Here is a 25,112-nt window from a genome sequence, read left to right on the forward strand (position 1 = left end):
CTGGCGGGCTTTTAGAGAGCTCTGCCCGGCAACCTCGGCATCCTCCTCTGCTACTCCCGCCGGGTCAACCGCAGAATAGCCTCGCAGGCCAGCTCGAAAGGGTTCACCAGATCGTCCACGCCCATCGCCCTCAGCGCACGGGCATCCGCCTCTGAGCGCGCGACAGCGATGATCCGGCCGTCAAAACTGGTCCCCCTTACCGTGCGGATCAACTCCTGTATATCGTCCAGATGGGGTAGCGTAATCACCAACTGCTTCGCCGCCGAGATGGGTAGTCCGAGAACAAACTCCTGGTCTTCCGCCGTGCCAAACAGCGCAGGAATGCCCTCTGCGTGCATCGCGGCCACCGCTTCCGGATCGTAGTCCACCCCGATTGCGCGGATGCCCTGCGCGTGGTAGTGCTGGAGCACCCTTCGCCCCGTGCGTCCCAACCCGAAGACAATGGCCTCGTAGGGGGCATCGGTCAGCTCCTCTGCTTCAAAGCGCTTCTCTGCAAAGGGCTCCCTGCGCTCAAAGACCTTGAGGAAGCGCTCTAGCCGCTGGTACAAAGGCTGGGAGTAGAGGATCATGTAAGTCGAGAGCGCGATGGTGATCAGTCCGACCATCGTGGTGATGCTCAGCGCGTCCTCCCCCACGTGGCCCAGCGACATCCCCATTGCGATGAAGATGATGGAGAACTCGCTTATCTGGGCGACGGTCAGCCCAGCAAGAAAGCTTGTCTTTCGGCGGTAGCCCATGGCGCCCATGATCACCATCACGATCAGCGGGTTGCCGATCAACACGAAAAGCGCCAGCACGAGGGCGGTGAACCACTCCTGCTGCGCCGTTGCCAGGTCGAACTTCATGCCCAAATAGATGAAAAAGAACAGCAGGAGAAAGTCGCGCAGGGGGGCCAGGCGGGTGCTGATGGCGTCGCGGAAGTGAGAGGCCGAGAGGGCAAACCCTGCCAAAAAGGCCCCCAGCTCTTTGGAGAGGTCCAGCCAATCCCCCAGCGCTGCCAGCCCAACCGCCCACGCCACGGCGAAAATCAGCAGCAGCTCCAGCGAGCGCGCCAGAAAGCGCAGCAGCCACCCCAACAGGAAGCGCATGGCTAGATACATCCCCGCGCCCAGCACCGCCAGCTTGAGGGCGATCTCGCCCAGCACCTGCGCCAGCCCTTGCGTTCCTGTCTGACCCCCGCCCAGGACGCTCATCGCCACGAGGGCCACGACCACCGCAATATCCTGTACGATCAAAAAACCGATTGCGATGCGTCCATGCAACGTATCCAACTCGTGCTTGTCTGTAAGTAACTTCACGATGATAATCGTGCTGGAGAAGGTCAGTGCAACCCCGATGTAGAGCGCGGTCAACCAGTCTTTCCCCAGCAGCAGTATCAGAAGGAAGCCGATGATTATCGTAAAGGTGAGCTGCCCCAGCCCTGTGGCGACAGCAACCGGTCCGATCCGCCGCACATAGCTGGGGTTCAGCTCTAGCCCCACGAGAAACAACAGGATGGCGATGCCGACCTGCGCCAGCAGGGCCACCACATCTTGGGACTGCACCAGGCCGAAGCCCGATGGTCCCAGGACGATGCCCAGCAGGATGTAGGTGATGATCAGGGGCTGGCGCATCAGCAACCCGATGGCACCCAGCACCACCGCGGCGAGCAGAATCAGGCTGACCTCTGTGTAGATACCTACATCCATCCCGTTCCCTCAAGACGGCGGCCATTGCGGACGCGAAGGCCATTTGCCGCAGGGGTTCCCTATCTCAAAAGGTCACCGGCCCAGAGAAGGGAAAGTACCCCAAGGACCAGCATACCCTGCGGGCCTTGGGCCAGGGCGTTGTAAGGCTGCACCCATGGCCTGCACCTTCACCACCCCTAGGCTGTTGTTGTCGGACCAGTTCGCCCCTTCTGGGCCAGGGCCTTCTGGGAAGGGATGGGCTTCAACGATGGCTAGGCCTTTGTTTGTGCTCGGGGAGTTTTGCGGTGTTGCGGCCGGGGCTCGAGGGCCTTTAGTGGAGGGTCTTTAGTGATTACATTCACGATTTAAAACGCTTGCGCTTTTGATCTCCACCTAACCCTCCCGGTAAGCCCGCCACCTCTCTTCCAAACGGGCAAACAAGGCCCCCACCTTGGCCTTGGGCAGAATCACCTGCTCGGTCCGGCCCCGGCCAATGAGGTCGCCGAGCTCGTTATAGACCTCCATGGTGGCGTGGACCCGGTTGGCCTCGGTCCTCTCATGGCGGGCCACCACCCTTACCCGCATCCCCGGGAGGGCCGAGGCCAGGTGCCGCACCTCCACGTAGCTCCCGATGCCCTCCTCCCCCTCCTCCAGGAAGGGTAGGATGATCTTCCGCCCCGCCAGCTCCATGTGCTTGGCCATCCAGTAGGTGGCGTAGACGGGGTGCACCCGACCCAGTTCCTCAAAGTCCACGGTCATCTCCTCGGTGACCACGGTCTCAAAGACCGCCTGATAGCCGATGGGAATGGGGCGCATGGCCTACTTCCTCAGGTCCAGGACCCGTCTAAGTTTCCCGCCCTCGCTCCTGGGGGCCTGGCCCGGGGCCAGGAGCGTAACCCTCATGCCCACCCCGATGGTGTCCTTGATCTTGTGGGCCACCTTCTCCCTGAGGGCGTGCAGGCGGTGGTCCGCCTCTATGACCTCGTCGGAGAGGGCCTTCTCCCCGATCTCCCGGAAGAAGCCCTCCGCCACCTCCACCCTGAGCTCGGCCTCGTCCAGGGTGCCCTCGCGGCGCACCACGATCTGGTAGTAGGGCACCACCTCGGGAACCCCTAGGAGCACCGCCTCCACCTGGGTGGGGTAGACGTTGACCCCGCGGATGATGAGCATGTCGTCGGTGCGGCCCAGGATGGGGCCCATGCGCACGTGGGTGCGGCCGCAGGAGCAGGGCTCGTAGTTGAGGAAGGTGAGGTCCCCGGTCCAGTAGCGGAGGAGGGGCATGGCCTCCTTGGTGAGGGTGGTGAGGACCAGGACCCCCACCTTGCCCTCGGGAAGGGGCTCCCCTGTGTCCGGGTCCACCACCTCGGGGAGGAAGTGATCCTCCCAGATGTGGCTTCCCTGCCTCTCCTCCACGCACTCGTTGGAAACCCCGGGGCCGATGATCTCGGAAAGCCCGTAGATGTTGGTGCTCCTCACCCCAAGGCCCTCGTCCACCTGCTTCCTTATGGCCTCGGTCCAGGGCTCGGCCCCCAGGACGGCGTACTCCAGGGAAAGCTCCTCCGGGGAAACCCCCCGCTTCCTGAACTCCTCAGCCAAGGTCTGGGCGTAGGAGGGGGTGCAGGAGAGTACCTCGGGACGGAGGTCCTGGATGAGCAGGATCTGGCGCTCGGTCATCCCTCCGGAAACGGGCACCACGGCCATCCCCAGGGCCTCGGCGCCTCCGTGGAGGCCAAGGCCGCCGGTGAAGAGGCCGTAGCCGTAGGCGTTGTGGAGCATCATCCCTGGTCTAGCGCCCGCCGCCGCTAAGGAGCGGGCCACCACTTCGGCAAAGACCCTGAGGTCGCCCTTGGTATAGCCCACGACCGTGGGTTTGCCCGTGGTGCCGCTAGACGCGTGGATCCGGGCCACCTCCTCCCGGGGCACGGCGAAGAGGCCAAAGGGGTAGTTCTCCCGCAGGTGGTCCTTTTTGGTGAAGGGGAGCCTGGGGAGGTCCTCGAGGCCCCGCACCCCTTCGCGGTCCACCCCTGCCTCGTCCAAAAGCCTGCGGTAAAAGGGCACCCGTTGGTGGACATAGCCCACGATGTGGCGCAGCCTCTCCTCCTGAAGGACCCTAAGCTTCTCCCGAGGCAGCCTTTCCAGCTCAGGCTGGTACATCATCCTTCTCACCTCCCAAACGGAACACGGTGTCCGTGAAGAGGTCCACCTTCCTGCCTTCGGAAACCACCCCCACCTGGTAGGTGGCCGTGCACCGGGAGAGGTTCGCCTCCTCGGCCCAGGGCTCCCCCTTGGCTCCCGGGAAGAGGGGGCAAAAGTAGCCCATGCGGCAAGAGGGGGCCACGGCCCTGCCCCAGGAGTTGCTGGACAAGGCGAAGGCGCTATCCATCAGGGCATAGGGAAAGCCCCCGTGGACGGTGCCGTGGCCCAGGGTCTCCATAAGGGGACCCCTCACCCCTCCTCCACCTCCCTGGCTGTGCCCAGGTAGGCCTCCACCACCCTGGGGTCCCGGCGCAGGTCGGCCGCCGGACCGGCAAGGGCCATCTCCCCCGCCTCCATCACCAAGCCCCGGTCCGCCAGGGAGAGGGCCACCTTGGCGTTTTGCTCCACCAGAAGAAGCGTGGCCCCCTCGCGCTTCAATTCGCCCAGGGTACGATAGATCTCCCGCACCAGCAAGGGCGCAAGCCCCAAGGAAGGCTCGTCCAAAAGCAGCACCCTCGGCCTGGCCATGAGGGCCCGCCCTATGGCCAGCATCTGCTGCTCCCCGCCGGAAAGCGTGCCCGCAGCCTGCCGCCGCCTCTCCCGAAGCCGGGGGAAAAGGGTGTAGACCCGATCCAGGTCTGGCCCCAGGTCCTGCCCCTTGCGGAAGCGGGTAAACCCCCCAAGGAGCAGGTTGTCCTCCACGGAAAGCCCAGGGAAGAGGGCCCTGCCCTCGGGTACCAGGACCACCCCCTGGGCCAGGAGGCCCTCCGGGCTTCGGGATGCCACCTCCCTTCCCCACAAAAGGACCCGTCCTTCGGCCCGGGCCAGGCCCAAAAGCCCCCGAAGCAGGCTGGTCTTCCCCGCCCCGTTGGGACCGATCACCGCCAAGGCCTCCCCCTCCCCTAGGGCGAAGGAAACGCCGCGCACCGCCTCCAAGGGCCCGTACCGCACTGAGAGGTCTTGCACCTGCAAGAGGCTCATGCCGCCTCCCCCTCCACTTCCCCCAGGTAGGCCGCCCGCACCAGGGGGTCCCGTTGCACCTCCTTGGGCGTGCCCTCGGCGATCTTCTCCCCGTAGTTCATCACCACCACCCGGTCCGCCAGGCCCATGATCAGGTCCATGTCGTGGTCCACGATGAGGATGGTGTACCCCTCGTGGGCCAAGGACCTGAGGAGGTGGGCAAGCTCCCGCTTCTCCCCCGCCCGGAGGCCCGCACCCGGCTCATCCAGGAGGAGCACCTCCGCCCTCGAGGCCAGGACCCGGGCGATCTCCAAGAGCCGCTGCTGGCCCGCGGGAAGCCTCTCCGCCCGCTCCAGGGCTAGGGCCTCCAGCCCTACCCGCCCGAGGGCTTGGTAAGCGGTGGCGAGGGCCCTCTCCTCCTCCTTGCGGTGGAGGCCTAGAAGGACCCGGAGAAACCCCGCCCGGGTACGGGCGTAGGTGCCCAGGGCCACGTTCTCTAACACCGTGAGCTGCGGGAAAAGGTGGGGGTGCTGGAAGGTGCGCCCGAGGCCCAGGGGGTGGATGCGGTAGGGCGGAAGGCCGGTGATCTCCCGCCCGAAGAGGAGGACCCGCCCAGCATCCGGTGGCATGGCCCCGGTGACCAGGTTGAAGACCGTGGTCTTCCCCGCCCCGTTGGGGCCGATGAGGGCCAGGATCTCCCCCCGCCTGAGCTCAAAGGAAACCCCGTTCACGGCCAGAAGCCCACCAAAGGCCTTCTTCAAACCCTCCACCTCCAAGAGCACCTCCCCCCGCCTTCCCGAAGGCGGCCTCAGGGGCAGGGCCTCCCCGCGGGGTAGGCGACCCTCCCTCCTAGGGAGGAACCGCTCCAAGAGAGGCCACAGGCCCCTGGGGGCCAGGATGAGGATGGCGGCCAGGATGAGGCCGTAGGCGATGGTTTCGTAGTTCCCCTGCCGCCCCAGGAAGAGGGGAAGGAGGTCCTTTAGCCAGTCCTCCAAACCGGTGAACAAGGCCGCCCCCAAAAGCACCCCAGGAATGTACCCCACCCCCCCGGCCACGGCCATCACCAGGTACTTGATGGAGGCCTCCAGGGAGAAGGGGGTGGGGTTGACGAACCTGAGGAAGTGGGCGTAGAGGAAGCCCGCAAGCCCCGCCATGAAGCCGGAGAGGAGGAAGGCCTTTAGCCTCAGGCTCGCCGGATCCACCCCGAAGCTGGCCGCGGCCAAGGCGTCCCCCCGTAGGGCCAAAAGGGCCCTTCCCAGGCGGCTTTCGCGCAAGTTGTAAAGGAACAGGACGAAGAGGACGAGGAGGAAAAGCCCCAAAAAGGCGTAGCGGAAGGTGCTGTCCAGGGGGAGGCCGAAGAGCACCAAGGGTGGCAGGCCGCTGAGGCCCGTATGCCCCCCGGTGAGCCCCACCAGGTTCCCAGCCAAGATGAAAAGGGCCACCTGCCAGGCGATGGTGGAAAGGGGGAGGAAGTGCCCCTTGAGCCGCACCGTGAGCCCCCCCAGGATCAGGGCCAGGAGGAGGGAGAGAAGGAGGCCCAGCAAGAGGCCAAGCCAGGGGGAAAACCCTCCCTTCACCGTGAGGAGGGCGGTGGCATAGGCCCCCATGCCCATGAAGGCCGCTTGGGCGAAGCTGGTCATCCCCCCAAGGCCCGTCAGCACATAGAGGGAAAGGGCCACCAGGGCGGAGAGGGCGAAGAAGTTCAGGAGGGTCAGGTAGAAGGGGAAGGGGGAAAGGACCAAGGGCAGAAGGAGGAGTAGAAACCAGAGGTAACGCATCACTCCTCCACCGCGCGAGCCCTGAGGCTCTGGAAGAAGAGGGCCGGCACCAGGAGGAGAAACACCAGAGCCTCCTTGTAGGCGCTGGCATAGAAGCTGGTGAAGCTCTCAAAGAGGCCCACCAAAAGCGCCGCCAGAAAGGCCGCCGGATAGCTCACCAAGCCCCCCAGGATGGCGGCCACGAAGCCCTTCAGGCCCAGCATGAAGCCCATGAAGTAGGCAGCGTTGATGAGGGGGGCAAGGAGGAGCCCCGAGACCGCTGCCAAAAAGCTGGCGATGGCGAAGGCCACCATCCCCGCCTCCTCCGGACGGATCCCGGAAAGCCTAGCCCCAAGCCGGTTCTGCGCCGCTGCCAGGAGGGCCTTGCCGAACAGGGAGAGGCGGAAGAATAGGTAAAGGCCAAGCACCGAGACCCCGGCGAAGAGGAGGACCAGGACCCCCTGCCAGGAAAGCCCCACCAACACCTCCCCCACGAGGAGAGGAGCGGGACGGTACTGCTCGGGCCCAAAGAAGACGAGGCCCAGGCCCTGGTAGGCCACATGGAGCCCCACGGCCATGATCAGGTAGGCCAGAACCGTGGCCTCCCGCATGGGCTGGAAGAAGACCCGGTAGGTGGCCACCCCAAGGTAGACCACCAGCAGGGCGCTGACGGGGTAGGCCAGAAGGGGCACCTGCAGGGCCAAGAGGAAGAGGAAAAGAAGGAGAGCCCCGAGGGAAAGGGGCAGAAGCGCCCCCGCCCCCGGGAAAGCACGGCCCAGAGAAGCCCCAGGGCCAAGGCCAGCCAGAGGGTACCGGGGAGGCTCCCGGACTGGAGCCACACCAGGGAGAGAGGGGCAAACATGAGAAGGTCCCCGATGGGCACCAGGATCACCCGGGTCACCGCGAAGACCAGGACCAGGGCCAGGGCCAGGAGGCCATAGATCACCCCGTTCTGCAGGGCGTCCAGGAGGAGAAAGCCGAGGATGGTGGCGTCCATGGCCTAGCGGAAGGTACGGATAAGCTTCCAGCGGCCGTTCTCCACCTGCACCATTACCGCGCTGTCCTCAAAGCGGAGGCCCAGGTGGTCCTCCCGGCTGAAGGTGAAAATCCCGTGGGTGGCCACCAGGCCCCTGGTGGCCTCGATCTCGTCCCGGAGAACGGCGCGGAAGGCGGCCAAGTCCCTGTCAGGGTCGGCCCTCCTCAAGGCCCGTTCCAGGGCAGGGCGAAGGATGAGCCAGGCGTCCAAGGCGTGGGCCCCGAAGGTGGAGTAGGAGCCGATCCCGAAGCGGGCCTCGTAGCGCTGGATGTAGTCCAGGGCCACCCGCTTGGAGGGGAAGCCTTCGGGGAGCTGCTCAGCCACCAGGATGGGCCCCGCGGGGAGCAGGGTGCCCTCCACGTCCTTGCCCCCCACCCGGAGGAAGTCGGGGTTGGCCACCCCGTGGGTCTGGTAGATGAGCCCCCCGTAGCCCCTTTCCCTCAGGGTGCGTTGGGGAAGCACGGCGGGGGTACCGCTGGCCCCAATGAGAACCGCATCCGGCCTCCGGGCAAGGATGCGCAGCACCTGGCCGGTGACGCTGGTGTCCGTGCGGGCGTAGCGCTCGCTCACCACCACCTGGAGGCCCCTAGCCCTGGCCTCGGCCTCAAAGAAGCGGGCCCAGCCCTCCCCGTAGGCGTCGTTGAAGCCGATGTAGCCCACGGTCCTCACCCCTCTGGCCACCATGTCGGCCACGATGGCCTGGGCCATGAGCTCCTCCGTCTGGGGGGTCTTGAAGACCCAGAGGCGCTGGGCGTCCACGGGGTGGATGATGTCCTTGCTGGCGGCCAGGGAGATCTTGGGCACCCTAGCCTCGGCCACCACAGGGATCATGCCCAAGGAAGCCGGGGTGGTGGTGGTGCCGATGATGGCCACCACGCCCTCCTCCACCAAGCGCCTGGTGTTCCGCACCGCCTGGGTGGTGTCGGAGGCGTCGTCCAGGATAACGAACTGCACCCTCCTCCCCGCCACGCCCCCCGTGCGGTCCAGGATCTCCTGGATGAGGAGCATGGTGTTCCGCTCGGGGATGCCCAAGGAGGCGGCAGGGCCCGTGGCCGAGACCACCACCCCCACCTTGATGGCCCCTTGGGCCAGAGCCGAAAGGGCCAGGAAAAGACCTGCTACCAGCCAACGCTTCATCTCGCACCCCCTTTTTCCCACGGGCGTACGCCCAGTTGGGCCTAACTAACGTTTGCTTACAGCATAGGAGGGGACCTTTGTCCCGTCAAGGGCCTAGATGACGTGCTCGGGGATGCCCTCCAGGCCAGAGGCCCGCGTAGGGATAGGCCTCCCTTCCAGGTCCAGGAAGGGGCTCCCCTCTAGGAACCAGCTCCTCGGGGTGCGGTGCCCCCAGAGGGTCTGGCGCCGGGGGTCGCTGAGGGACCAGCGCAAGGGGGGGTGGTCGGGGTCCACGGTGAGGTAGTCGGAGGTGTAGAGCTCCACGCGGTGGCCGTCCGGGTCCCTTAGGTAGAGGAACATGGCGTTGGAGATCCCGTGCCGCCCGGGGCCCCGCTCAATCTGGTCCGTGCGCATGGCCCCCGCCAGGATGTCCGCTGCCCGGAGGATGGCCATGGCGTCAGGGAGCCAGTAGGCGAAGTGGTGGAGCCTAGGGCCCTCCCCGTTGGTGAAGGCGATGTCGTGGACGTTGCCCTTGCGGTGGAGCCAGCTCGCCCAAAGCCTCCCCTCCTCGTCCTCGGTGTACTCGCTGAGGCGGAAGCCCAGGGCCTCCTGGTAGTAGCGGGTGGCCTTCGCCACCTCCGGGGAGAAGACGTTGAGGTGGTCCAGGCGGAGGAGGCCGGGCCCCCGGTACTCGTGGTAGTTCTGGAGCACCCGGGGAAGCTTCTCCGCCCGGAAGTAGAAGGCCAGGGGGTAGCCGAAGGGGTCCTGGAGGCGGAGGATCTCAGGCCTGCCCCAGTCGGACTCCAGCCGGTGGGGAAGCCCTTCCTGCCGAGCCCAGGCCAGGCCCTGCTCCAAGCCCTCGGAGTCCACCTTGAAGCCCAAGGCGCGCACCGCGGGGAAGGGAGCCTGGGTAAGCTTCAGGCTCCACTCCAGCTCCTCGTAACCCCGGAGGTAGGCCACGTGGCCCTCCCGCCTCTCTAGGCGGAGGCCCAGAAGCCCTTGGTAAAACTCCAAGCTCCGCTCCAAATCCCTCACCCAAAGCTCCAAGAACCCCACCCTCACGATGGCCATACCAACCTCCTGTAGCCCCTGGCGAAGTAGACCAAGGGGGGGCCGGCCTCCCCCAGGGCCACCTCCTCCACCCGGCCCACCACCAGGCGGTGGTCCCCCCCGGGGTGGAGGGCCTGAAGGCGGCAGCGGAGCACCGCCAGGGCCCCGGGCACGGCCCCCTCCACCAGGGAGACCCCCTCCTGGGGCCTGCCGGCGAAGTGCTGGGAAACCGGCTCCTGCCCCTCCCGGAGGAGGCTTACCGTAAAGGCCCCGCTCCTCTCCAGGAGGGGGAGGACCTTGGCCCCCTCCCAGATCCCTAGGGCCACCAAGGGGGGCTCGAGGCTTAAGGACATGAAGGCGGTGGCCGTCATGCCCCGCTCCTCCTCGCCAAAGCGGGCGGAGACCACGGTGACCCCGGCGGCGAAGCGGCTCATGGCCTCCTTGAAGGCCTCCTTCACACCGCCACCTCCTCAAAGGCCCTTAGGGACCCCTTCAGGAACTCCCGGATCCGGGCCTTGTAGGGCTCCTTGTCGTAGACGCTGTAGAGGGTCTGGTACATGCGCACCGGGTCCCCGAAGAAGAAGCGCTCGTAGAGTTCCTGCCTCGCCCCGAAGCCCGAGAGGGTCATGTCCCAGGCCAGGCGGAAGAGGGCCACCCGCTCCTTGGCCTCCAGGGTCGCCCCCTGGAGGTACTTCTCCAGGAGGGGAGCCAAGGGCCCCTTGAAGTCCCTCTCCGAGGGCAGGGTGATGAGGCCACTGGCCCCGATCTGCTCCAGGATCTCCCTTAGGCGGGGATAAAGCCTTGGGTAGAGGTTCCGGGCCCCGTCCAGGGCCGCGCGGTCCGGGACCAAGAGGCCGTAGGCGTTCTCCTTGGCCTCCTCCTCCGCCCGGGTCCAGAAGGCCCGCATGGCCTCCAGGTAGACGATGATCTCGGCGATCTTCTCCTGGACGTGGCCGTAGGCGTCGGCCCCGATCCCTTCGGCCATCAGAGCTGCCACCCCCAGGAAGGCCTCCGTCTTAGCGGTCTTCAGGGCCACCACCTGGTGGGCCATGTGGTTCAGGGCCCCGGTGGCGGCGTAGACGCGGTTGCAGAGCTCCACGTTGCCCAGGATGAAGACCCGCTCCCAGGGGACCAGGACGTCGTCGAAGACCACCAGGCAGTCCATCTCCTCGAGGCGGCTACTGAGGGGGTGGTCAAAGGGGCTATCCCCCCCCACCAGGCCTTCCCGGCAGACGAAGTGGAGGCCCGGGGTGGAGGTGGGCAGGGCGAAAGCCAGGGCGTACCGCTCGCTTCCCGCCTGGAGGAGGGTGGAAGGGAAGATGAGCACCTCGTCCGCCAGGGGAAAGGTGGCCGTCATCCGCGCCCCCCGGACCACGATCCCCTTTTCCGTCTGACGCACCACCCCCACGGGGATGTAGGGGTCGGGCTGGGCCGAGGGGGGCTTGGCCCGGTTCACCTGGGGGTTGGTGAGGGCGTGGGTGGTGGCCAGGTCGCCGTCCCGGAGGTACCGGTAGTAGCTCCGCACGTTGTCGGCGAACTCCCCGAAGTAGTCGGCGCTGGCGGCGTAGGCCATGACCACGGCGTTGAGGTAGTCGGGGCTTCGGCCCATCATCCCCAGGTGCTGGTCGGCCCAGAGCTTGTAGGCCCTGCCCCGCCGCCTCAGGTCCTCCTTGGTCTTGGGGATGAGGAAGCTCATCCCGTGCCGCCGCCCCTCCTCCTCGTAGGTGAGGGCCTCCCGGTGGCGGGGGTCGTGCTGCAGGTCGTAAAGGGCGGCCATGGTGCGCACGATCCCCCGGAAGACCGGGTGGACCGTGGGGTCTTCCACCTTCTCCCCCCGGTACCAGAGGTTGGGGGGGCGCGTCCTTAGGGCCTCTATGTACTCCGCTCCCGTCCTCGCCATACTAACCTCCTTGGCCGAACTTGGGCACGTGGGGGGGCCTCAAGGGGAGGCCCACGCTCTTCAGGTCCGTGTAGAAGTCCAGGGCGTAGTACCCTCCTTCCCGCCGGTCCCCGCTCCCCTTCACCCCGCCGAAGGGGGTGGGGAGGTGGCGCACGTTGTGGCTGTTGAGGTAGACCATCCCCGCCTGAAGCTCCAGGGCCAGGCGGTGGCCCCGCTCCAGGTCCCGGGTGAAGATGTAGGCGGCGAGGCCATAGCGGGTGTCGTTGGCCTTCCTGAGGGCATCCTCCTCGTCCTTGAAGGGGATGGCCACCAGGACGGGGCCAAAGATCTCCTCCTGGGCGATCCTCATGTGGTTCTCCCCCACGAAGAGGGTGGGCAGGAGGTAGTTCCCCCGGGAGAGGTCCTCCCCCCTAAAGGAGGTGAGGGCCCGCTCCCCGCCCACCAAGAGCCTCGCCCCTTCCTCCTTCCCCGCCTCTATGTAGCCCAGGACCCGATGGAGGTGCTCGGGGTGGATCAGGGGCCCCACCTCGGCCTCCGGGTCCAGGGGGTGGCCCACCCGGATGGCCTGGGCCCTCTCCGCCACCCGGGCCACGAACTCCTCAAAGATGGGCTCCTCCACCAGAAGCCTGGAGCTCGCCGTGCACCTTTCCCCGTTGAAGGAGTAGATCTGGAAGACCACGGCGTCCAGGGCCCTCTCCAGATCGGCGTCGGCGAAGACCAAGGCGGGGCTTTTGCCACCCAGTTCCAGGGAAAGCCGCTTCAGGTGGCTGGCGGCGTTGCGCATGACGACCTTTCCCGTCTCCGTCTCCCCGGTGAGGGTGATGAGGGGCACGGAGGGGTGGGCCACCAGAGCGGCCCCCGCCTCCTCGCCCAGGCCCTGGACCAGGTTGAAGACCCCGGGGGGCAGGTCCGCCTCCTGGAGGATCTCCGCAAGCTTCGTGGCGGTGAAGGGGCTCCACTCCGCGGGCTTCAGGACCACGGTGTTCCCGAAGGCCAAGGCGGGGGCGATGCGCCAGGTGGAGAGCATGAGGGGGGCGTTCCAAGGGGTGATGATGCCCACGGGGCCCGCGGGAACCCGGAGGGTGTAGTAGAGCCAGTCCCGGTCCACGGGGTAGGTGCGGTCCTCCATGGCGTGCTCGGCGTACTCGGCGTAGAAGGCGAAGTTCTCCGCCGCCCGGGCCACCTGGGCCCGGACGATCCTTAGGACCTGCCCCGCATCCAGGCACTCCATGACCGCAAGCTCGTCGGCGTGCTCCTCCATGAGCTCGGCGATCCTCTGGAGGTAGCGCTTCCTCTCCTTGGCCCGGGTGCGGCTCCAGCGGGGGAAGGCCTCGAGGGCCGCCCGGGCCGCCCGGTCCACCTCCCCCGCCTGGCCCCTCGCCGCCTCTCCCAGGACCTCGTTCGTGGCCGGGTCCAGGGAGGGGAAGGTCTCCCCGCTCTCCGAGGGGAGGAACTCCCCGGCGACGAAGTGGAGGGCGGGCCGCTCCCCCAGTTTTTTCCGGACTTCCTCTATCTTCTCCCAGGGAATCCCCGCCACCTGGTCCGCGTACCTCATGCCTCCACCTCTATGGGGTTTTCCAGGGCTCCCAGGCCCTCGATCTCCAGGCGCATCACGTCCCCCGGCCGGACCCGGCTCACCCCCTTGGGGGTGCCGGTGAGGAGGACGTCCAAAGGCTCTAGGGTCATGAACTCCGAGATGAAGGCGAGGAGCTCTGAGACGCTAAAGAGCATCCTCGAGGTGTGCCCCTCCTGGCGCAGTTCCCCATTCACGTAGGCCCGAAGCCACAGGTCCTGGGGGTCTTCCACCTCCTCCACCACCAAAAAGGGCCCTAGGGGTAGGAAGGTGTCCCGGCCCTTGGCCCTTATGGGGGGGCGGAAGGTGTCCCTCACAAAGTCCCGGGCCACCAGGTCGTTGGCGATGGTGTAGCCCAGGACATAGTCCAGGGCCTCCTTCTCCCTCACCCGCTTCATGGGGCGGCCCACCACCACCGCAAGCTCCACCTCAGGGTGGACGAACTCCGCCCCCTTGGGGTAGAGGACGGTGCCCTGGTGGGGGAGGAGACTGGTACTGGGCTTCCAGAAGAGGGCGGGCTCCTCGGGGCGGGCGAGGCCCAGCTCCTCGGCGTGGTCGGCGTAGTTCAGGGCCACGCCCAGGACCTTCCCCGGGGTGAAGGGGAGGAGCCAGGTGACGGCCCCGGGATCGTGGGCCTCCCCCGCCTCGTCCAGGAGGAGGCCGTCCCGATAGACCCCCTGGTGGACCCGGCCCTTGTGGAAAAAGCGGCAGATCTTCACGCCTCACCCCCTAGGAGGCCGTAGCGCTCCGCCATGCGCCTTAGCCTCTCCTCCACCTCGGGGGTGGTGGGGGCAAGGGGCAGGCGCCACTCCTTCTCGCAAAGGCCCATCCAGGAGAGGACGGTTTTGAGGGGGATGGGGTTCGTGTCCCAGAAGATGGCCTCGTTGGCCTCGAGGAGGTAAAAGTGCACCTCCCTCGCCCCCCCGTAGTCCCCGGCGAGGGCCCTCTCGCAGAGGAGGGCCACCTCCTTGGGAAGCCAGTTGGCCGTGGCGGCGATGGTACCCACCGCCCCAAGGGCCATCATGGGCAAGGTGAGGCTCTCCAGGCCGCAGAACACGGAAAAGTCCCTCCCCGCCTCCATGAGGAGGTGGGAGACGTACTCCAGGTCCTTGGAGGAGTGCTTGAGGCCCACGATCTGGGAGAAGTCCCGCCGGAGGCGGGCCACGGTCTTGGGGGCGATCTCCACCCCGCTGCGGCCTGGGATGTTGTAGAGGACGAGGGGGAAATCGGGGACCGCCCGGGCCACCTCGGCGAAGTAACGGTAAAGCCCCTCCTGGTTGGGCTTCACGTAGTAGGGGACGATGACCATGGCCCCGTCTGCCCCCACCTCCTTGGCGTAGCGGGTGAGCTCCAAGGTCTCCTCCAGGCGCAAGGACCCCGTGCCCGCCAGGACGGGAACCCGGCCCGCCGCCTCCTCCACGGCGATGCGGATCACCCGCTTCCTCTCCTCCAGGGTCTGGGTACCGGGCTCCCCGGTGGTGCCCCCCACGCTGATCCCATGGGAGCCCCCCTGGATGACCCGCTCCACAAGCCGCCTCAGGGCCCCTTCGTCAACCTGGCCCCGTCGGAAAGGGGTGATGAGGGGTGGGATGGACCCGCGGAACATGAGGCTCCTTTTACCCCCCAGCATGCGGGGGGCCGGGAAGAAGGGCAATTGTTTTTTGCCCTAAATAAGCAAAGAAACTTGTTAGCTCCAATAAAAACAGACCCTTTATAGCCCGCTCGGGGGTGCGATATCGTGTTTTTGTCCTATGTACCCGACTAACTTTGGCGAAAACGCCATTGGCTTCACCCACCTCATGCGGGACCTGGGCCTCAGGGTCCTGGTTCCCTCGGAAAGGCCCGTCCTCTACCTCCTCCCCGAGCCCAAGCCCCTCCTACCCCAGGAGGGGGCCCTCCTCCTCTTCCGCCCGGAAGGCAGTCTCTTCCGCCACCGCACCGCCTCGGGCTTCCTCCTCCCCGAGCCCGATCCCGAGGTCAAGGCCTTCGCCGAGCAGGAGGGCTTAGGCCTCGCCCTCTACCCCCCCTGGCTCAGGCGGGAGGAGCTGGAAAGGGCCCTTACCCTAAGGCTTTTCGCCCTGGGGCCGGGGATGGCCCTTTCGGGGCTTTTGGACCTCCTCCTCAAGCTCCCGGAAAGGCCCCTTCTAGAGGTCCTCCACCAGGCCACGGGCCTGGCCCTGGCCCGGGTGGCCCCCTGGGGGGAGGTGCTGGGCTTCGCCGGGCCTGTGCCTCCAACACACCCCAAGACCCCTGGGGAGGGTAAGGGGTACCTGGCCCTCGAGGCGGGGGAAGGGGTGCTGGTGGTCTACGGGGAGGAGGAAAGGCTCCGCGGAGCCCGGGGGCTACTGGAGGTAGCGGCCCGCCTCCTAAGGGTCAGGGCCCTGGAGAAGAGCCTGGAGAGGATGCAGGAGGAGTCCTTAGGGGAAGCCCTCCTCCTGGCCCTGGTCCTGGGGGAGGCGGAGCCTGAGCGCCTCTTCGCCTTCGGCTTTACCGAGGGGGTGGAGTGGGTCTTAGCCCTGGTGGAGCCCCCTGCGGTGCCGGGGCGGCACCGCCTAGCGGAGGAGAGGCGGCGGGAGGCCACCCTGGAGCTAAGGCGCCTATCCGGGGCCTACCTGGACCGCCTAGGGGTCCCCTACCTCCTCGGGGTGCGGGGGAACCGCCTGGTGGCCATGTGGCAGGTCCATAGCCCCAAGAAGGAGGCGGAAAACCTCCTCGCTGCCCTTCCCCCGGGAAGCCGCCTGGGCTACTCGGCGGTGCACGCCAAAGGCGAGGTGCAGGAGGCCTACCGGGAGGCCCTGATCGCCCTGAAGGCCGCCAGACCCGGGGAGGCCCTTTCCTTTACCGGGCTGGACCCCGTGGCCTTCGTCCTCCTGCAGCAGTCCCCCGAGGACCTGAAGGCCTTGGTGGAGCGCTACCTGCCCCTGCCCCAGAAGCTCTTAAGGACCCTCGAGGCCTACCTGGACTCGGAAAGCCTGGAGGAGGCGGCCAGAAGGCTCCACATCCACCCCAACACCCTGCGTTACCGCCTGAGGCGCATGGAGGCGGTCCTGGGACCCCTCTCCCGTCCCGAGACCCTGGCCCGGGTGCACCTGGCCCTGAGGGCCCGGGAGCTCCTCCTGGGCTAGGGCCTTGACGGGGGCCCTGGGGGGCCCTAGCCTGGTACCGACCGAAGGGTAGGGAAGCAGTATGCCCGAAGCCTGGATCGTGGAAGCGGTGAGAACCCCCATCGGCAAGCACGGCGGGGCCCTCTCCTCCGTGCGCCCCGACGACCTCCTGGCCCACGCCCTTGCGGCCCTCATGGAGCGCTCCGGGGTCCCCAAGGAGGAGGTGGAGGACGTCTACGCCGGCTGCGCCAACCAGGCGGGGGAGGACAACCGCAACGTGGCCCGCATGGCCCTCCTCCTGGCAGGCTTCCCCGTGGAGGTGGCGGGGTGCACGGTGAACCGGCTTTGCGGCTCGGGGTTAGAGGCCATCGCCCAGGCGGCCCGGGCCATCTGGGCCGGGGAGGGGCAGGTCTACGTGGGGAGCGGGGTGGAGTCCATGTCCCGGGCCCCCTACGCCCTCCCCAAGCCGGAGCGGGGCTTCCCCACGGGGAACCTGGTCATGTACGACACCACCCTGGGCTGGCGCTTCATTAACCCCCGGATGCAAGCCCTCTACGGCACGGAGAGCATGGGGGAGACGGCGGAGAACCTGGCGGAGATGTACGGGATCTCCAGGGAGGCGCAGGACCGCTTCGCCCTCCTCTCCCACCGGAAGGCGGTGCGGGCCTGGGAGGAAGGGCGCTTCTTGGACGAGGTGGTCCCCGTGCCCGTGAAGCGGGGCAAGGAGGAGGCCCGGGTGGAGGTGGACGAAGGGCCCAGGCGGGACACCTCCTTGGAAAGGCTCGCCGCCCTAAGGCCGGTGTTCCGGGAGGGGGGGACGGTGACCGCGGGGAACAGCAGCCCCCTCAACGACGGGGCGGCGGCGGTGCTCCTGGTCTCCGACGCCTACGCCAAGGCCCACGGCCTCAGGCCCATGGCCCGGATCCGGAGCATGGCCGTGGCCGGGGTGCCCCCCCGGATCATGGGCATCGGCCCGGTGCCCGCCACCCAGAAGGCCCTAGCAAGGGCGGGGCTAAGCCTAAAGGACCTCGGCCTCATCGAGCTCAACGAGGCCTTCGCCGCACAGGCTCTCGCCGTCCTCCGGGAGTGGGGCCTGGACCCGGAGGATCCCCGCCTAAACCCCAACGGCGGGGCCATCGCCCTGGGCCACCCCCTGGGGACCTCGGGGGCCCGGATCCTCACCACCCTGGTCCACGAGATGCGGCGAAGAGGGGTCCAGTTCGGCCTGGCCGCCATGTGCATCGGGGTGGGGCAGGGGATCGCCCTGGTGGTGGAGGGGCTTTAGCCCAGGCGGGGCACCCGGCGCACCTCCTGGCCCTGGGCCTCGAGGTGATAGGCCTCCTCCCCTTCCCCAGGGAAGTCCTCCCGGAAGTGGGCCCCCCGGCTTTCCCGCCGGAGGAGGGCCATCTGGAGGAGGAAGCGGGCCAGGAGGAGGAGACTTCCTGCCTCCACCTCCTCCCGCCCCACCTCCTTAGGAGGGCGCTCCTCTAGGGGAAGCTCCTCGGCCAGGGCCAGGGCCCGCCCAAGCCCCTCCCCCCGCCGCACCACCCCCGCCTCCTGGCCCATGGCCTCCCTGAGAGAAGGGAGAAGGCCCGGGTCCAGGCTAAGGGCGGGAAGGGGCTCGGCCCCTTTGGGAAGGCCTTTTAGGGGCCCCCACTGCGGCGAAAGCCGCGGTGGGGTACTTAGGTCCTCCAAGGCCGCCAACGCGGCCCGCTCCCCCATGACCAGGCCCTCCAGGAGGCTATTGGAGGCCAGGCGGTTGGCCCCGTGGAAGCCCGTGGAGGCCACCTCCCCGGCGGCGTAGAGCCCCGGCACCCCGGTGAAGCCCAAGAGGTCCGTCTTAACCCCACCCATGGCGTAGTGGGCGGCGGGGGCCACAGGGAGGGGTTCACGGAAGGGGTCCAGCCCCAGGGCCAGGGCGGAGGCCGCCACCGTGGGGAAGCGTTCCCTCAGGTTAGGGATGGGCCTCAGGTCCAGATACACCCCGCCAGTCCGTTCCCTTTCCCGGTGCACCGCCCGGGCCACCACGTCCCGGGGGGCAAGCTCCCCTTGGGGGTCGTACCGGGGCATGAAGCGCTCCCCTCTGGCGTTCAGGAGGACTGCCCCCTCCCCCCGGCAGGCCTCGCTGATGAGGGAACCATCGGGCAGGGCCGTGGGGTGGAACTGGACGAACTCCAGGTCCCTTAAGGTGGCCCCCGCCCGCCACGCCAAGGCCATCCCGTCCCCCGTGGCCCCCCTGGGGTTGGTGGTCACGGGGAAAAGCCGCCCCAAGCCCCCCGTGGCCAGGAGGACCGCCCCGGAGCGCACCAGGAGGGGGCCCTTAGGGGAGAGGACCCAGGCCCCCGCCACCCGTCCCCCGGAAAGGAGGAGGCTCACCGCCTGATAGCCCTCCAGAACCGGGCTTCGCAGGCGGGCGAGGAGGCCCTTTAGGAGGAGGAGGCCCGAGCGGTCCCCGCCCAGGTGGCGGACCCGGGGGCGGCTATGCCCCCCTTCCCGGGTGGGCTCGGCATGGAAGGGAAGGCCCATGGAAAGGAGGCGCTCCAGGTGGCGGGGGGCCTCCTCCAGGATGGAGCGGGCCACCTTCTCTTCCACCAGGCCCCGCCCCGCCCGGAGGGTGTCCTGGAGGTGGGCCTCGAGGTCGGCCTCGTCCAGAGGGAAGGCCACCCCGCCCTGGGCCCAGGGGGTAGCGCCCGAGGGCAGGGAGTCCTTGCTGAGGAGGAGAACCCGGGCTCCTCTGGCCTCCGCCGCCAGGGCCCCGTAAACCCCGGCCACCCCCGCTCCCAGGATGAGGAGGTCGGTCTCCAGGTGCTCCATCAGCCCACGGCCACCATGCCGAGAAGGGCCCGCCTCGCCCGCTTCGCCACCTCCTCGGGCACCTGGACCACGTGCTTCAGGTCCCGGAGGGAGTGGTAGACCTTCTCCAGGGTAATCCGCTTCATGTACTCGCAGACCGCATCGGGCTTCACCGGGAAAAAGGCCTTTCCCGGGGCCTCCTTCCTCAGGCGGTGGAGAATGCCCACCTCGGTGGCCACCACGAAGGCCTCCTTTTCCGAGGCCTTGGCGTGGCGCACCATCCCCTCGGTGGAAAGCATCTTGGCATCGGGCTTCAGGTAGAGGCAGCCCGAGCCGCAACCGCACTCGGGGTGGATGAGGAACTCCGCCTCGGGGTGGGCCTCCAGGAGGGCCAGAAGATGCTCCTCCCGGATCCCCGCGTGCACGTGGCACTCTCCCGGGAACAAGTCCATTTTCCTTCCGGTAACCCGGGCCACGTGGGCCCCCAGGAACATGTCGGGGACAAAGTAGATGGGCCGGTCCTGGGGGAGGCGGGAGACCACTTCCACGGCGTTGGCGCTGGTGACGCACACGTCGGCCAGGGCCTTCACCTCGGCCCTGGTGTTCACGTAGGCCACCACGATCCCGTCGGGGTGGGCCCTTTTCCACTCCAGGATGTCCTCGGGGCGGATGCTGTCCGCCAGGGAGCAGCCCGCCTCGAGGTCCGGGAGGAGGACGGTCTTTTCGGGGTTCAGGATGGCGGCGGTCTCCGCCATGAAGTGGACCCCGCAGAAGACGATGACCTCGGCCTGGGTGCGCTGGGCTTCCCGGGCGAGGCTTAGGGAGTCCCCCACGAAATCCGCCACCTCCTGCACCTCGGGGAGCTGGTAGGAGTGGGCCAGGATGACCGCCTTGCGCTTTTCCTTGAGTTCCAGAACCGCCTGGGTCAGGGTTTCCTTATCCATGGTTTTCTTGGACAGGCTGGAAGCCTTGCTCCCAAAAGTGGGCGTCGTAGGCGAAGGCCCTTTCCATCTCCCTCCGCCGCATGAAGAGGAAGCTGGTCCAGTCCACCAGGCTCACGTCCCGCCTCCCCGAAGCCAGGGTGGCGGTGAGGGCCGCCTGGTGCAACTCCCCGTCCACCGGGGCCACCCGCACCACCCCCAGGAGGTCGTGGACCAGGACCCTGGCCGCCTCCATTCCCAGCCGTCTCTGCACCAAGGCCAGGCTTTCCACCACCACGTAGGCGTGGGTGTGAAGGGGGATTCTACGCCTGAGGAGCTCCGCAAAGGCCTGAGCGGCCTCCTGGTGGTGGGCATCGTCCCGGTCCAGGAGGGCGTAGAGGGCCGAGGTGTCAACGAAGGCTGCGGAAGGCCTCATCTAGGTATTGGTCATGGGCCTCGCTCACGTCCTTGGCCCCTGAGGCGAAGCGGCCCACCGCCTCTAGGGCCCGTCTCGCCCGCTCCTCATAGCCGCCGTTCTCCTCCTCCAATAGGTAGCGCTCCACCGCCCGGCGGACCAGCTCCGCCAAGGAGACCCCCTCCTCCAGGGCCTTGGCCCTCAGACGCACCAACTGGTCCTCCGGGAGTTGGACCTGGGTCCGCACCATGCCATCATGGTAGCACATCATGCCATCATGGTTTGACCACCAGGAGGGAGAGGTCCAAGGCCTTGGCGGAGTGGGTGAGGGCCCCCACGCTCACGTAGTCCACCCCCGCCTCCGCCGCCTCCTTGGCCCTTTCCAGGGTCATGTTGCCGCTGGCCTCCAGAGGCACCCGCCCCCCTACCCGGCGCACCGCCTCGCGGATGGCCTCCAGGGGGAAGTTGTCCAGGAGGATCAGGTCCGCCCCCGCCTCCAGGGCCTCCTCCAGCTCGGCCAGGTCCCTCACCTCCACCTCCACCTTGAGGTGGTGGGGGGCCTCCGCCTTGGCCCGCCGCACCGCCTCCCCTACCCCGCCCGCCGCCCGGATGTGGTTCTCCTTGATGAGAACCCCGTCAAAGAGGCCAAAGCGGTGGTTTCTCCCTCCACCCACCCGCACCGCGTACTTCTCCAGGGCCCTGAGGCCAGGGGTGGTCTTGCGGGTGTCCAGGACCTGGGCCTTGGTGCCCCTTAGCGCCTCCACGTAGCTCCGGGTGAGGGTGGCGATGCCGGAAAGCCGCTGGAGGAGGTTCAGGGCAAGCCGCTCCCCGGTGAGGATGCCCCTTAGGGGCCCCGCCACCCGGGCCACCTCCTGGCCCATGTGCACCCGTCCCCCCTCGGGCAAAAGGGGGGTGAAGGCCACCCCTGGGTCCAGGAGGGCGAAGACCCGCCCGGCCACGGGGAGACCCGCCACCACCCCCTCCTCCTTGGCCAGGATGACCGCCTCACCCCTTAGGGCCTCGGGAACGAGGAGGGCCGTAGTCAGGTCCCCATGCCCCAGGTCCTCCAGAAGCCAGGCCCTCAGGGCCTCGTCCAGGTGGGGAAAACCCTCCACGCTTCCCTTATACCCTATCCCCCCTGTTCTTACAGAAGCCTAGGCCAAGGTGGCGTAGGCTTGGAGGATGAACCGGCTCAAGGACGCCAAGAGCCCCTACCTCCTGGCCCACGCAGAAGACCCCGTGGACTGGCACCCCTTCGGGGAGGAGGCCTTCCGGAAAGCCCAAGAGGAGGGCAAGCCCATCTTCCTCTCCGTGGGCTACCACACCTGCCACTGGTGCCACGTGATGCACCGGGAGTCCTTCCGGGACGAGGGGGTGGCCGCCCTCCTCAACGCCCACTTCGTGCCCGTCAAGGTGGACCGGGAGGAGCTTCCCGATGTGGACGCCGCCTACATGCGGGCCCTGGTGAGCCTCACCGGCCAGGGGGGCTGGCCCATGAGCCTCTTCCTCACCCCGGAGGGGAAGCCCTTCTTTGGGGGGACCTACTTCCCCAAGGAGGACCGGGGTGGCCTCCCCGGGTTCAAGCGGGTCCTCCTGGGCGTGGCCAGGGCCTGGCGGGAGGAGCAGGAGGCCCTCAAGGAGGAGGCGGAAAGGCTCGCAAAGGCCCTTTGGCGAAGCCTGAGCCCACCCCCGGGCCCGGTTCCTCAGGACGTGGAGGATAGGGCCTTGGAAGCCCTTCTCCGCTCCTTTGACCCCGAGTGGGGGGGCTTCCTCCCCGCCCCCAAGTTCCCCCAGGGGCCCCTCCTCCTCTACCTCCTGGCCCGGGCCTGGCAGGGGGAGGAGGCCCCAAAGGCCATGCTCCGGAAGACCTTCACCGCCATGGCCCTGGGCGGGGTCTACGACCAGGTGGGCGGGGGGTTCCACCGCTACGCCACCGACCGCCTCTGGCGCCTCCCCCACTTTGAGAAGATGCTCTACGACAACGCCCTCCTGGCCCGGGTCTACCTGGGGGCCCACCGGGTCCTGAAAGACCCCCTTTTCCTCCGGGTGGCCCGGGAGACCCTGGACTGGCTCCTTTCCATGCAGCATCGGGAAGGGGGGTTCTTCACCGCCCTGGACGCGGAGAGCGAGGGGGAGGAGGGGCTTTACTACACCTGGACGGAGGGGGAGCTCAGAGGGGCCCTGGGGGAGGACTTTCCCCTGGCCCGCCGCTACTTCGCCCTAGGGGAGGACCTCCTGGGCCGCTCCGTCCTCACCGCCTGGGGGGAGGAGGCCCTCCAGAGGGAGCTTGGGGAAGGCTTCGCCCCCTGGCGGGAAGGGGTGCGGAGGAGGCTTCAGGAGGCCAGGCGGAGGCGGATGCCCCCGGCCCTGGACGACAAGGTCCTGGCCGACTGGTCCAGTCTGGCGGTGAGGGCCCTGGCGGAGGCGGGAAGGCTCCTCCAGGAGGGGAGGTACCTGGAGGCGGCCCGAAGGGGGGTCCACTTCCTCCTCCAGAGGATGGGGAAGGGGGGCGTTCTCCGCCACGCCTGGCGGGAGGGCCGCCTGGGAGAGGAGGCCTACCTGGCCGACCAGGCCTTCGCCGCCTTGGCCCTCCTGGAGCTCTACGCCGCCACAGGGGAGTGGCCCTACCTGGAGGAGGCGAGGAGGCTTTTGGAGGCGGGCCTCGCCCTCCTGGAGGAGCCGGGCCTTCCCCTCCCCGCCAGGGCCCTGGAGGAGGGGGCCCTCCCCTCTGGGGAAAGCGCCCTGGCCGAGGCCCTTTGGCGGCTGGGGGGGCTTTTCGGCCCCCGGTACCACGAGAAGGCCAGGGCCCTCCTGGAGGCCCAGGCCCACTTCCTCGCCCGCCACCCGGAGGCCTTTCCCGGCTTCCTCCTGGTCCACCGCCTCCTGAAGGAGGGAACGGAGCTGGCTGTCCCCTTTCCTTCCCCCCACCTCCAGGAGGTCCAGGCCCAGTACCTGCCCCTGACCCAGCTCGTCCTGGGGCCCGCGGGGGCCCTGCCCGCCCTCGAGGGCAAGGAGCCCGGCCTCCTCTACCCCTGCCGCCGGGGGGCCTGCCGCCTGCCCACGGGGAGCCTGGAAGAGGCTCTAGAGGCCCTCAGGTCGCCCTGAAGCGCACCCAGGCCCCGGGCCAGGCCTGGCCCAGGAGCCAGAGGTCCCGGGGGTCCACCCGGGCGGGCTTGGCATAGCCCCCCAGGCTCCCCTTGTCCGCCAGGAGGACCAAAGGCCTTCCCGACGGGGGCACCTGCACCCCGCCCAGGGGGGTGGGCTCGGAAAGCCCCTCCCCCCCGGGGACCTCGGGGCCCAGGAGCTCCAAGCCCATGCGGTCGGCCCGCGCCACCCGGAAAGGCCCCTGGAGAAGGGCCTGGAAGGCCTCCCGGCCGAACTGGGGCCCGGGGAGGAGGCGGAGGGTGAGGACCTGGGGGAGGGGCCTTGGGGCAAAGGCCAGGCCGGGGCGGGCCGGACGCTCCTCCCCTAGGCCCAGGACGTCCCCCGCCCTCAGGGGCCGCCCGATCCGCCCCCTCAGGTCCGGGGAGGCGGAGCCCAGGAAGGGGGTGGCCTCGAGGCCCCCCGCCACCGCCAGGTACCCCCGCACCCCAAGGCCCCCCGGGCGGAAGCGGAGGGCCTTGCCTTTGGGCCAAAGGAAGCTAAGCCCCGGCGGCACCTCCGCCCCGTCTACCTCCACCCAAAGCCCATACCCGGCAAAGGCCGCCACCAGGGGCCTGAGGGCGGTGAGCACGGGGCCCCTTAGGCTCACCTCCAGAAGGGGGGCATCGGGGCGGTTTCCCACCAGGCGGTTGGCCATCTGGGCGGAGTAGGGGTCTAAAGGCCCCGAGCGGGCCAGGCCGAAGCGGCCCATGAGGAACCTCCCCCCGTCCACCAAGAGGTCCAAAAGCCCGGGCTCCTCTACCCGGATGGCGGGAAGCCTGGGCTCCTGGGGAAGGAGTTCCAGGGGAGCGGGCTCCCCCGGCGTGGGCCCCTCGGCCTCCTGGAAGCGGACCCGGTCCCCCGGGCGGAGGAGAAAGGGCTCCGCGCGGTGAGGGTCGTAGACCGCGAGGAGGGCAGTCCCCAAGAGGTTCCACCCCCCTGGGGAGGGCAGGGGGTAGATCCCCGTCTGCACCCCCGCCACGGCCACGCAGTGGGCGGGCACCTTTGGCCTGGGGTGGGGCCTTCTGGGGAGGCGCAGGGGGGGCTCCACCGGGGCCATGAAGGGGAAGCCCGGGGTGAAGCCCAGGGCGTAGACCCGGTAGAGGGGCTTCCCGTGGAGGGCCTTCACCACCTCCGGGGAGAGGCCTGCCCGGGCAGCCACCTCCAGGAGGTCCTCCCCATCGTAGCGCACGGGGATCTCCACCACCCTCCCCTCCTCCACCTCGTCAAGGGACAAGGCTTGGAGGAGGCGAAGAAGCCTCCCCCGGGGAAGCCGCCTGGGGTCGTACTCCAGGTAGAGGGTGCTGTAGGCGGGGACCGCGTCCAGGAGGCCGGGAGGGGGATTCTTCAAGAGGGCCCCAGCCAGGGCCAAGGCCCTCCGGCTCCCCTCTTCGGAAAGCCCCTCCCCGAAGCGCAGGTAGACTCCTTCCAGCACCCCCTCACTCTACCGCCCGGCCTTGACGCCGGGGCCCAGGAGGCTTATG

The 25,112-nt window shown here is 68.3% G+C and carries 22 protein-coding genes and 1 pseudogene; 3 read left to right on the forward strand and 20 right to left on the reverse strand.

Going from position 1 to position 25,112, the window contains the following annotated elements:
- Positions 1-50 precede the first annotated feature (50 nt).
- The 14 genes and pseudogenes from ATI37_RS01985 to hpaI form a co-directional block, all read right to left on the reverse strand.
- Positions 51-1,688 carry a cation:proton antiporter gene (locus tag ATI37_RS01985; protein ID WP_117236881.1) on the reverse strand — a complete coding sequence of 546 codons (1,638 nt, stop codon included), beginning with the start codon at positions 1,686-1,688 and terminating at the stop codon, positions 51-53.
- A 372-nt stretch (positions 1,689-2,060) separates the two neighbouring features.
- Positions 2,061-2,483, reverse strand: coding sequence for a thioesterase family protein (locus ATI37_RS01990; protein WP_117236882.1), 423 nt, complete (start codon positions 2,481-2,483; stop codon positions 2,061-2,063).
- Positions 2,484-2,486: 3 nt separating this feature from the next.
- Positions 2,487-3,821, reverse strand: coding sequence for a phenylacetate--CoA ligase family protein (locus ATI37_RS01995; protein WP_198665565.1), 1,335 nt, complete (start codon positions 3,819-3,821; stop codon positions 2,487-2,489).
- Positions 3,808-4,116: a hotdog domain-containing protein gene (locus ATI37_RS02000; RefSeq protein WP_408646635.1), complete on the reverse strand. Its 309-nt coding sequence runs from the start codon at positions 4,114-4,116 to the stop codon at positions 3,808-3,810. The genes ATI37_RS01995 and ATI37_RS02000 overlap by 14 nt, the downstream gene beginning before the upstream one ends.
- Positions 4,113-4,844, reverse strand: a complete 732-nt coding sequence (locus ATI37_RS02005) for an ABC transporter ATP-binding protein (RefSeq protein WP_117236884.1) — start codon at positions 4,842-4,844, stop codon at positions 4,113-4,115. The genes ATI37_RS02000 and ATI37_RS02005 overlap by 4 nt, the downstream gene beginning before the upstream one ends.
- The gene (locus tag ATI37_RS02010; protein WP_117236885.1) at positions 4,841-6,601 is read right to left on the reverse strand and encodes a branched-chain amino acid ABC transporter ATP-binding protein/permease; all 1,761 of its coding nucleotides are present in this window, start codon (positions 6,599-6,601) and stop codon (positions 4,841-4,843) included. Before ATI37_RS02010 ends, ATI37_RS02005 begins: the two co-directional genes overlap by 4 nt.
- Positions 6,601-7,577 (reverse strand): annotated as a pseudogene (locus tag ATI37_RS02015) (branched-chain amino acid ABC transporter permease). Before ATI37_RS02015 ends, ATI37_RS02010 begins: the two are co-directional and overlap by 1 nt.
- A gap of 3 nt (positions 7,578-7,580) precedes the next feature.
- Positions 7,581-8,753, reverse strand: a complete 1,173-nt coding sequence (locus ATI37_RS02020; protein ID WP_117236886.1) for an ABC transporter substrate-binding protein — start codon at positions 8,751-8,753, stop codon at positions 7,581-7,583.
- Between the two features lie 93 nt (positions 8,754-8,846).
- A complete protein-coding gene (gene hpaD / locus ATI37_RS02025) occupies positions 8,847-9,803 on the reverse strand; it encodes a 3,4-dihydroxyphenylacetate 2,3-dioxygenase (RefSeq protein WP_117236887.1) in 957 nt (318 codons plus the stop codon).
- A complete protein-coding gene (gene hpaC, locus ATI37_RS02030) occupies positions 9,791-10,240 on the reverse strand; it encodes a 4-hydroxyphenylacetate 3-monooxygenase reductase subunit (protein WP_117236888.1) in 450 nt (149 codons plus the stop codon). Before hpaC ends, hpaD begins: the two co-directional genes overlap by 13 nt.
- Complete coding sequence (gene hpaB / locus ATI37_RS02035) at positions 10,237-11,682, reverse strand: 4-hydroxyphenylacetate 3-monooxygenase, oxygenase component (RefSeq protein WP_117236889.1); 1,446 nt, start codon at positions 11,680-11,682, stop codon at positions 10,237-10,239. Before hpaB ends, hpaC begins: the two co-directional genes overlap by 4 nt.
- A 1-nt stretch (position 11,683) precedes the next feature.
- Positions 11,684-13,237 (reverse strand): 5-carboxymethyl-2-hydroxymuconate semialdehyde dehydrogenase, encoded by a 1,554-nt coding sequence (gene hpaE, locus ATI37_RS02040; protein ID WP_117236890.1) that lies wholly within the window; start codon positions 13,235-13,237, stop codon positions 11,684-11,686.
- Positions 13,234-13,974 (reverse strand): fumarylacetoacetate hydrolase family protein, encoded by a 741-nt coding sequence (locus ATI37_RS02045; protein WP_117236891.1) that lies wholly within the window; start codon positions 13,972-13,974, stop codon positions 13,234-13,236. The genes hpaE and ATI37_RS02045 overlap by 4 nt, the downstream gene beginning before the upstream one ends.
- Positions 13,971-14,861 (reverse strand): 2,4-dihydroxyhept-2-ene-1,7-dioic acid aldolase, encoded by an 891-nt coding sequence (hpaI, locus tag ATI37_RS02050; RefSeq protein ID WP_117238483.1) that lies wholly within the window; start codon positions 14,859-14,861, stop codon positions 13,971-13,973. Before hpaI ends, ATI37_RS02045 begins: the two co-directional genes overlap by 4 nt.
- A 145-nt stretch (positions 14,862-15,006) precedes the next feature.
- On the opposite strand from hpaI, the gene ATI37_RS02055 reads away from it, so the two are divergent.
- Together ATI37_RS02055 and ATI37_RS02060 are read left to right on the forward strand one after the other, a co-directional pair.
- Complete coding sequence (locus tag ATI37_RS02055; RefSeq protein ID WP_117236892.1) at positions 15,007-16,380, forward strand: PucR family transcriptional regulator; 1,374 nt, start codon at positions 15,007-15,009, stop codon at positions 16,378-16,380.
- Positions 16,381-16,441: 61 nt separating this feature from the next.
- Entirely contained in the window at positions 16,442-17,644 is a 1,203-nt protein-coding gene (locus ATI37_RS02060; protein ID WP_117236893.1) for a thiolase family protein, read from the forward strand.
- On the opposite strand, the gene nadB is transcribed toward ATI37_RS02060, so the two are convergent.
- From nadB to nadC, 5 genes are read right to left on the reverse strand one after another with little or no spacing between them, the layout of a single operon-like run.
- Positions 17,641-19,173, reverse strand: coding sequence for an L-aspartate oxidase (gene nadB, locus ATI37_RS02065; RefSeq protein WP_117236894.1), 1,533 nt, complete (start codon positions 19,171-19,173; stop codon positions 17,641-17,643). The genes ATI37_RS02060 and nadB overlap by 4 nt on opposite strands.
- A complete protein-coding gene (nadA, locus tag ATI37_RS02070) occupies positions 19,173-20,096 on the reverse strand; it encodes a quinolinate synthase NadA (protein ID WP_117236895.1) in 924 nt (307 codons plus the stop codon). Before nadA ends, nadB begins: the two co-directional genes overlap by 1 nt.
- A complete protein-coding gene (locus ATI37_RS02075) occupies positions 20,089-20,508 on the reverse strand; it encodes a type II toxin-antitoxin system VapC family toxin (RefSeq protein WP_117236896.1) in 420 nt (139 codons plus the stop codon). Before ATI37_RS02075 ends, nadA begins: the two co-directional genes overlap by 8 nt.
- Entirely contained in the window at positions 20,483-20,737 is a 255-nt protein-coding gene (locus ATI37_RS02080) for a ribbon-helix-helix domain-containing protein (RefSeq protein WP_117238484.1), read from the reverse strand. The genes ATI37_RS02075 and ATI37_RS02080 overlap by 26 nt, the downstream gene beginning before the upstream one ends.
- A 25-nt stretch (positions 20,738-20,762) precedes the next feature.
- Entirely contained in the window at positions 20,763-21,602 is an 840-nt protein-coding gene (nadC, locus tag ATI37_RS02085) for a carboxylating nicotinate-nucleotide diphosphorylase (RefSeq protein WP_198665486.1), read from the reverse strand.
- 67 nt (positions 21,603-21,669) lie between these two features.
- On the opposite strand from nadC, the gene ATI37_RS02090 reads away from it, so the two are divergent.
- Positions 21,670-23,592 (forward strand): thioredoxin domain-containing protein, encoded by a 1,923-nt coding sequence (locus tag ATI37_RS02090; protein ID WP_117236898.1) that lies wholly within the window; start codon positions 21,670-21,672, stop codon positions 23,590-23,592.
- Here ATI37_RS02090 and pxpB read toward each other — a convergent pair.
- The gene (pxpB, locus tag ATI37_RS02095) at positions 23,579-25,063 is read right to left on the reverse strand and encodes a 5-oxoprolinase subunit PxpB (RefSeq protein WP_117236899.1); all 1,485 of its coding nucleotides are present in this window, start codon (positions 25,061-25,063) and stop codon (positions 23,579-23,581) included. The genes ATI37_RS02090 and pxpB overlap by 14 nt on opposite strands.
- Between the last annotated feature and the right edge of the window lie 49 nt (positions 25,064-25,112).

Origin of the sequence: Thermus sediminis (assembly GCF_003426945.1) — a bacterium.
GTDB classification, from domain to species: Bacteria; Deinococcota; Deinococci; order Deinococcales; family Thermaceae; genus Thermus; species Thermus sediminis.

Coding starts and splice junctions, on each gene's coding strand:
- ATI37_RS02075 (WP_117236896.1), bottom strand. CDS start 20,508: ATGAGGCCTTCCGCAGCCTTCGTTGACACCTCGGCCCTCTACGCCCTC.
- hpaE (WP_117236890.1), bottom strand. CDS start 13,237: ATGAGGTACGCGGACCAGGTGGCGGGGATTCCCTGGGAGAAGATAGAG.
- hpaD (WP_117236887.1), bottom strand. CDS start 9,803: ATGGCCATCGTGAGGGTGGGGTTCTTGGAGCTTTGGGTGAGGGATTTG.
- ATI37_RS02020 (WP_117236886.1), bottom strand. CDS start 8,753: ATGAAGCGTTGGCTGGTAGCAGGTCTTTTCCTGGCCCTTTCGGCTCTG.
- ATI37_RS01995 (WP_198665565.1), bottom strand. CDS start 3,821: ATGTACCAGCCTGAGCTGGAAAGGCTGCCTCGGGAGAAGCTTAGGGTC.
- ATI37_RS02060 (WP_117236893.1), top strand. CDS start 16,442: ATGCCCGAAGCCTGGATCGTGGAAGCGGTGAGAACCCCCATCGGCAAG.
- ATI37_RS01990 (WP_117236882.1), bottom strand. CDS start 2,483: ATGCGCCCCATTCCCATCGGCTATCAGGCGGTCTTTGAGACCGTGGTC.
- hpaI (WP_117238483.1), bottom strand. CDS start 14,861: ATGTTCCGCGGGTCCATCCCACCCCTCATCACCCCTTTCCGACGGGGC.
- ATI37_RS01985 (WP_117236881.1), bottom strand. CDS start 1,688: ATGGATGTAGGTATCTACACAGAGGTCAGCCTGATTCTGCTCGCCGCG.
- nadB (WP_117236894.1), bottom strand. CDS start 19,173: ATGGAGCACCTGGAGACCGACCTCCTCATCCTGGGAGCGGGGGTGGCC.
- nadA (WP_117236895.1), bottom strand. CDS start 20,096: ATGGATAAGGAAACCCTGACCCAGGCGGTTCTGGAACTCAAGGAAAAG.
- ATI37_RS02055 (WP_117236892.1), top strand. CDS start 15,007: ATGTACCCGACTAACTTTGGCGAAAACGCCATTGGCTTCACCCACCTC.
- hpaB (WP_117236889.1), bottom strand. CDS start 11,682: ATGGCGAGGACGGGAGCGGAGTACATAGAGGCCCTAAGGACGCGCCCC.
- ATI37_RS02080 (WP_117238484.1), bottom strand. CDS start 20,737: ATGGTGCGGACCCAGGTCCAACTCCCGGAGGACCAGTTGGTGCGTCTG.
- ATI37_RS02005 (WP_117236884.1), bottom strand. CDS start 4,844: ATGAGCCTCTTGCAGGTGCAAGACCTCTCAGTGCGGTACGGGCCCTTG.
- ATI37_RS02010 (WP_117236885.1), bottom strand. CDS start 6,601: ATGCGTTACCTCTGGTTTCTACTCCTCCTTCTGCCCTTGGTCCTTTCC.
- ATI37_RS02090 (WP_117236898.1), top strand. CDS start 21,670: ATGAACCGGCTCAAGGACGCCAAGAGCCCCTACCTCCTGGCCCACGCA.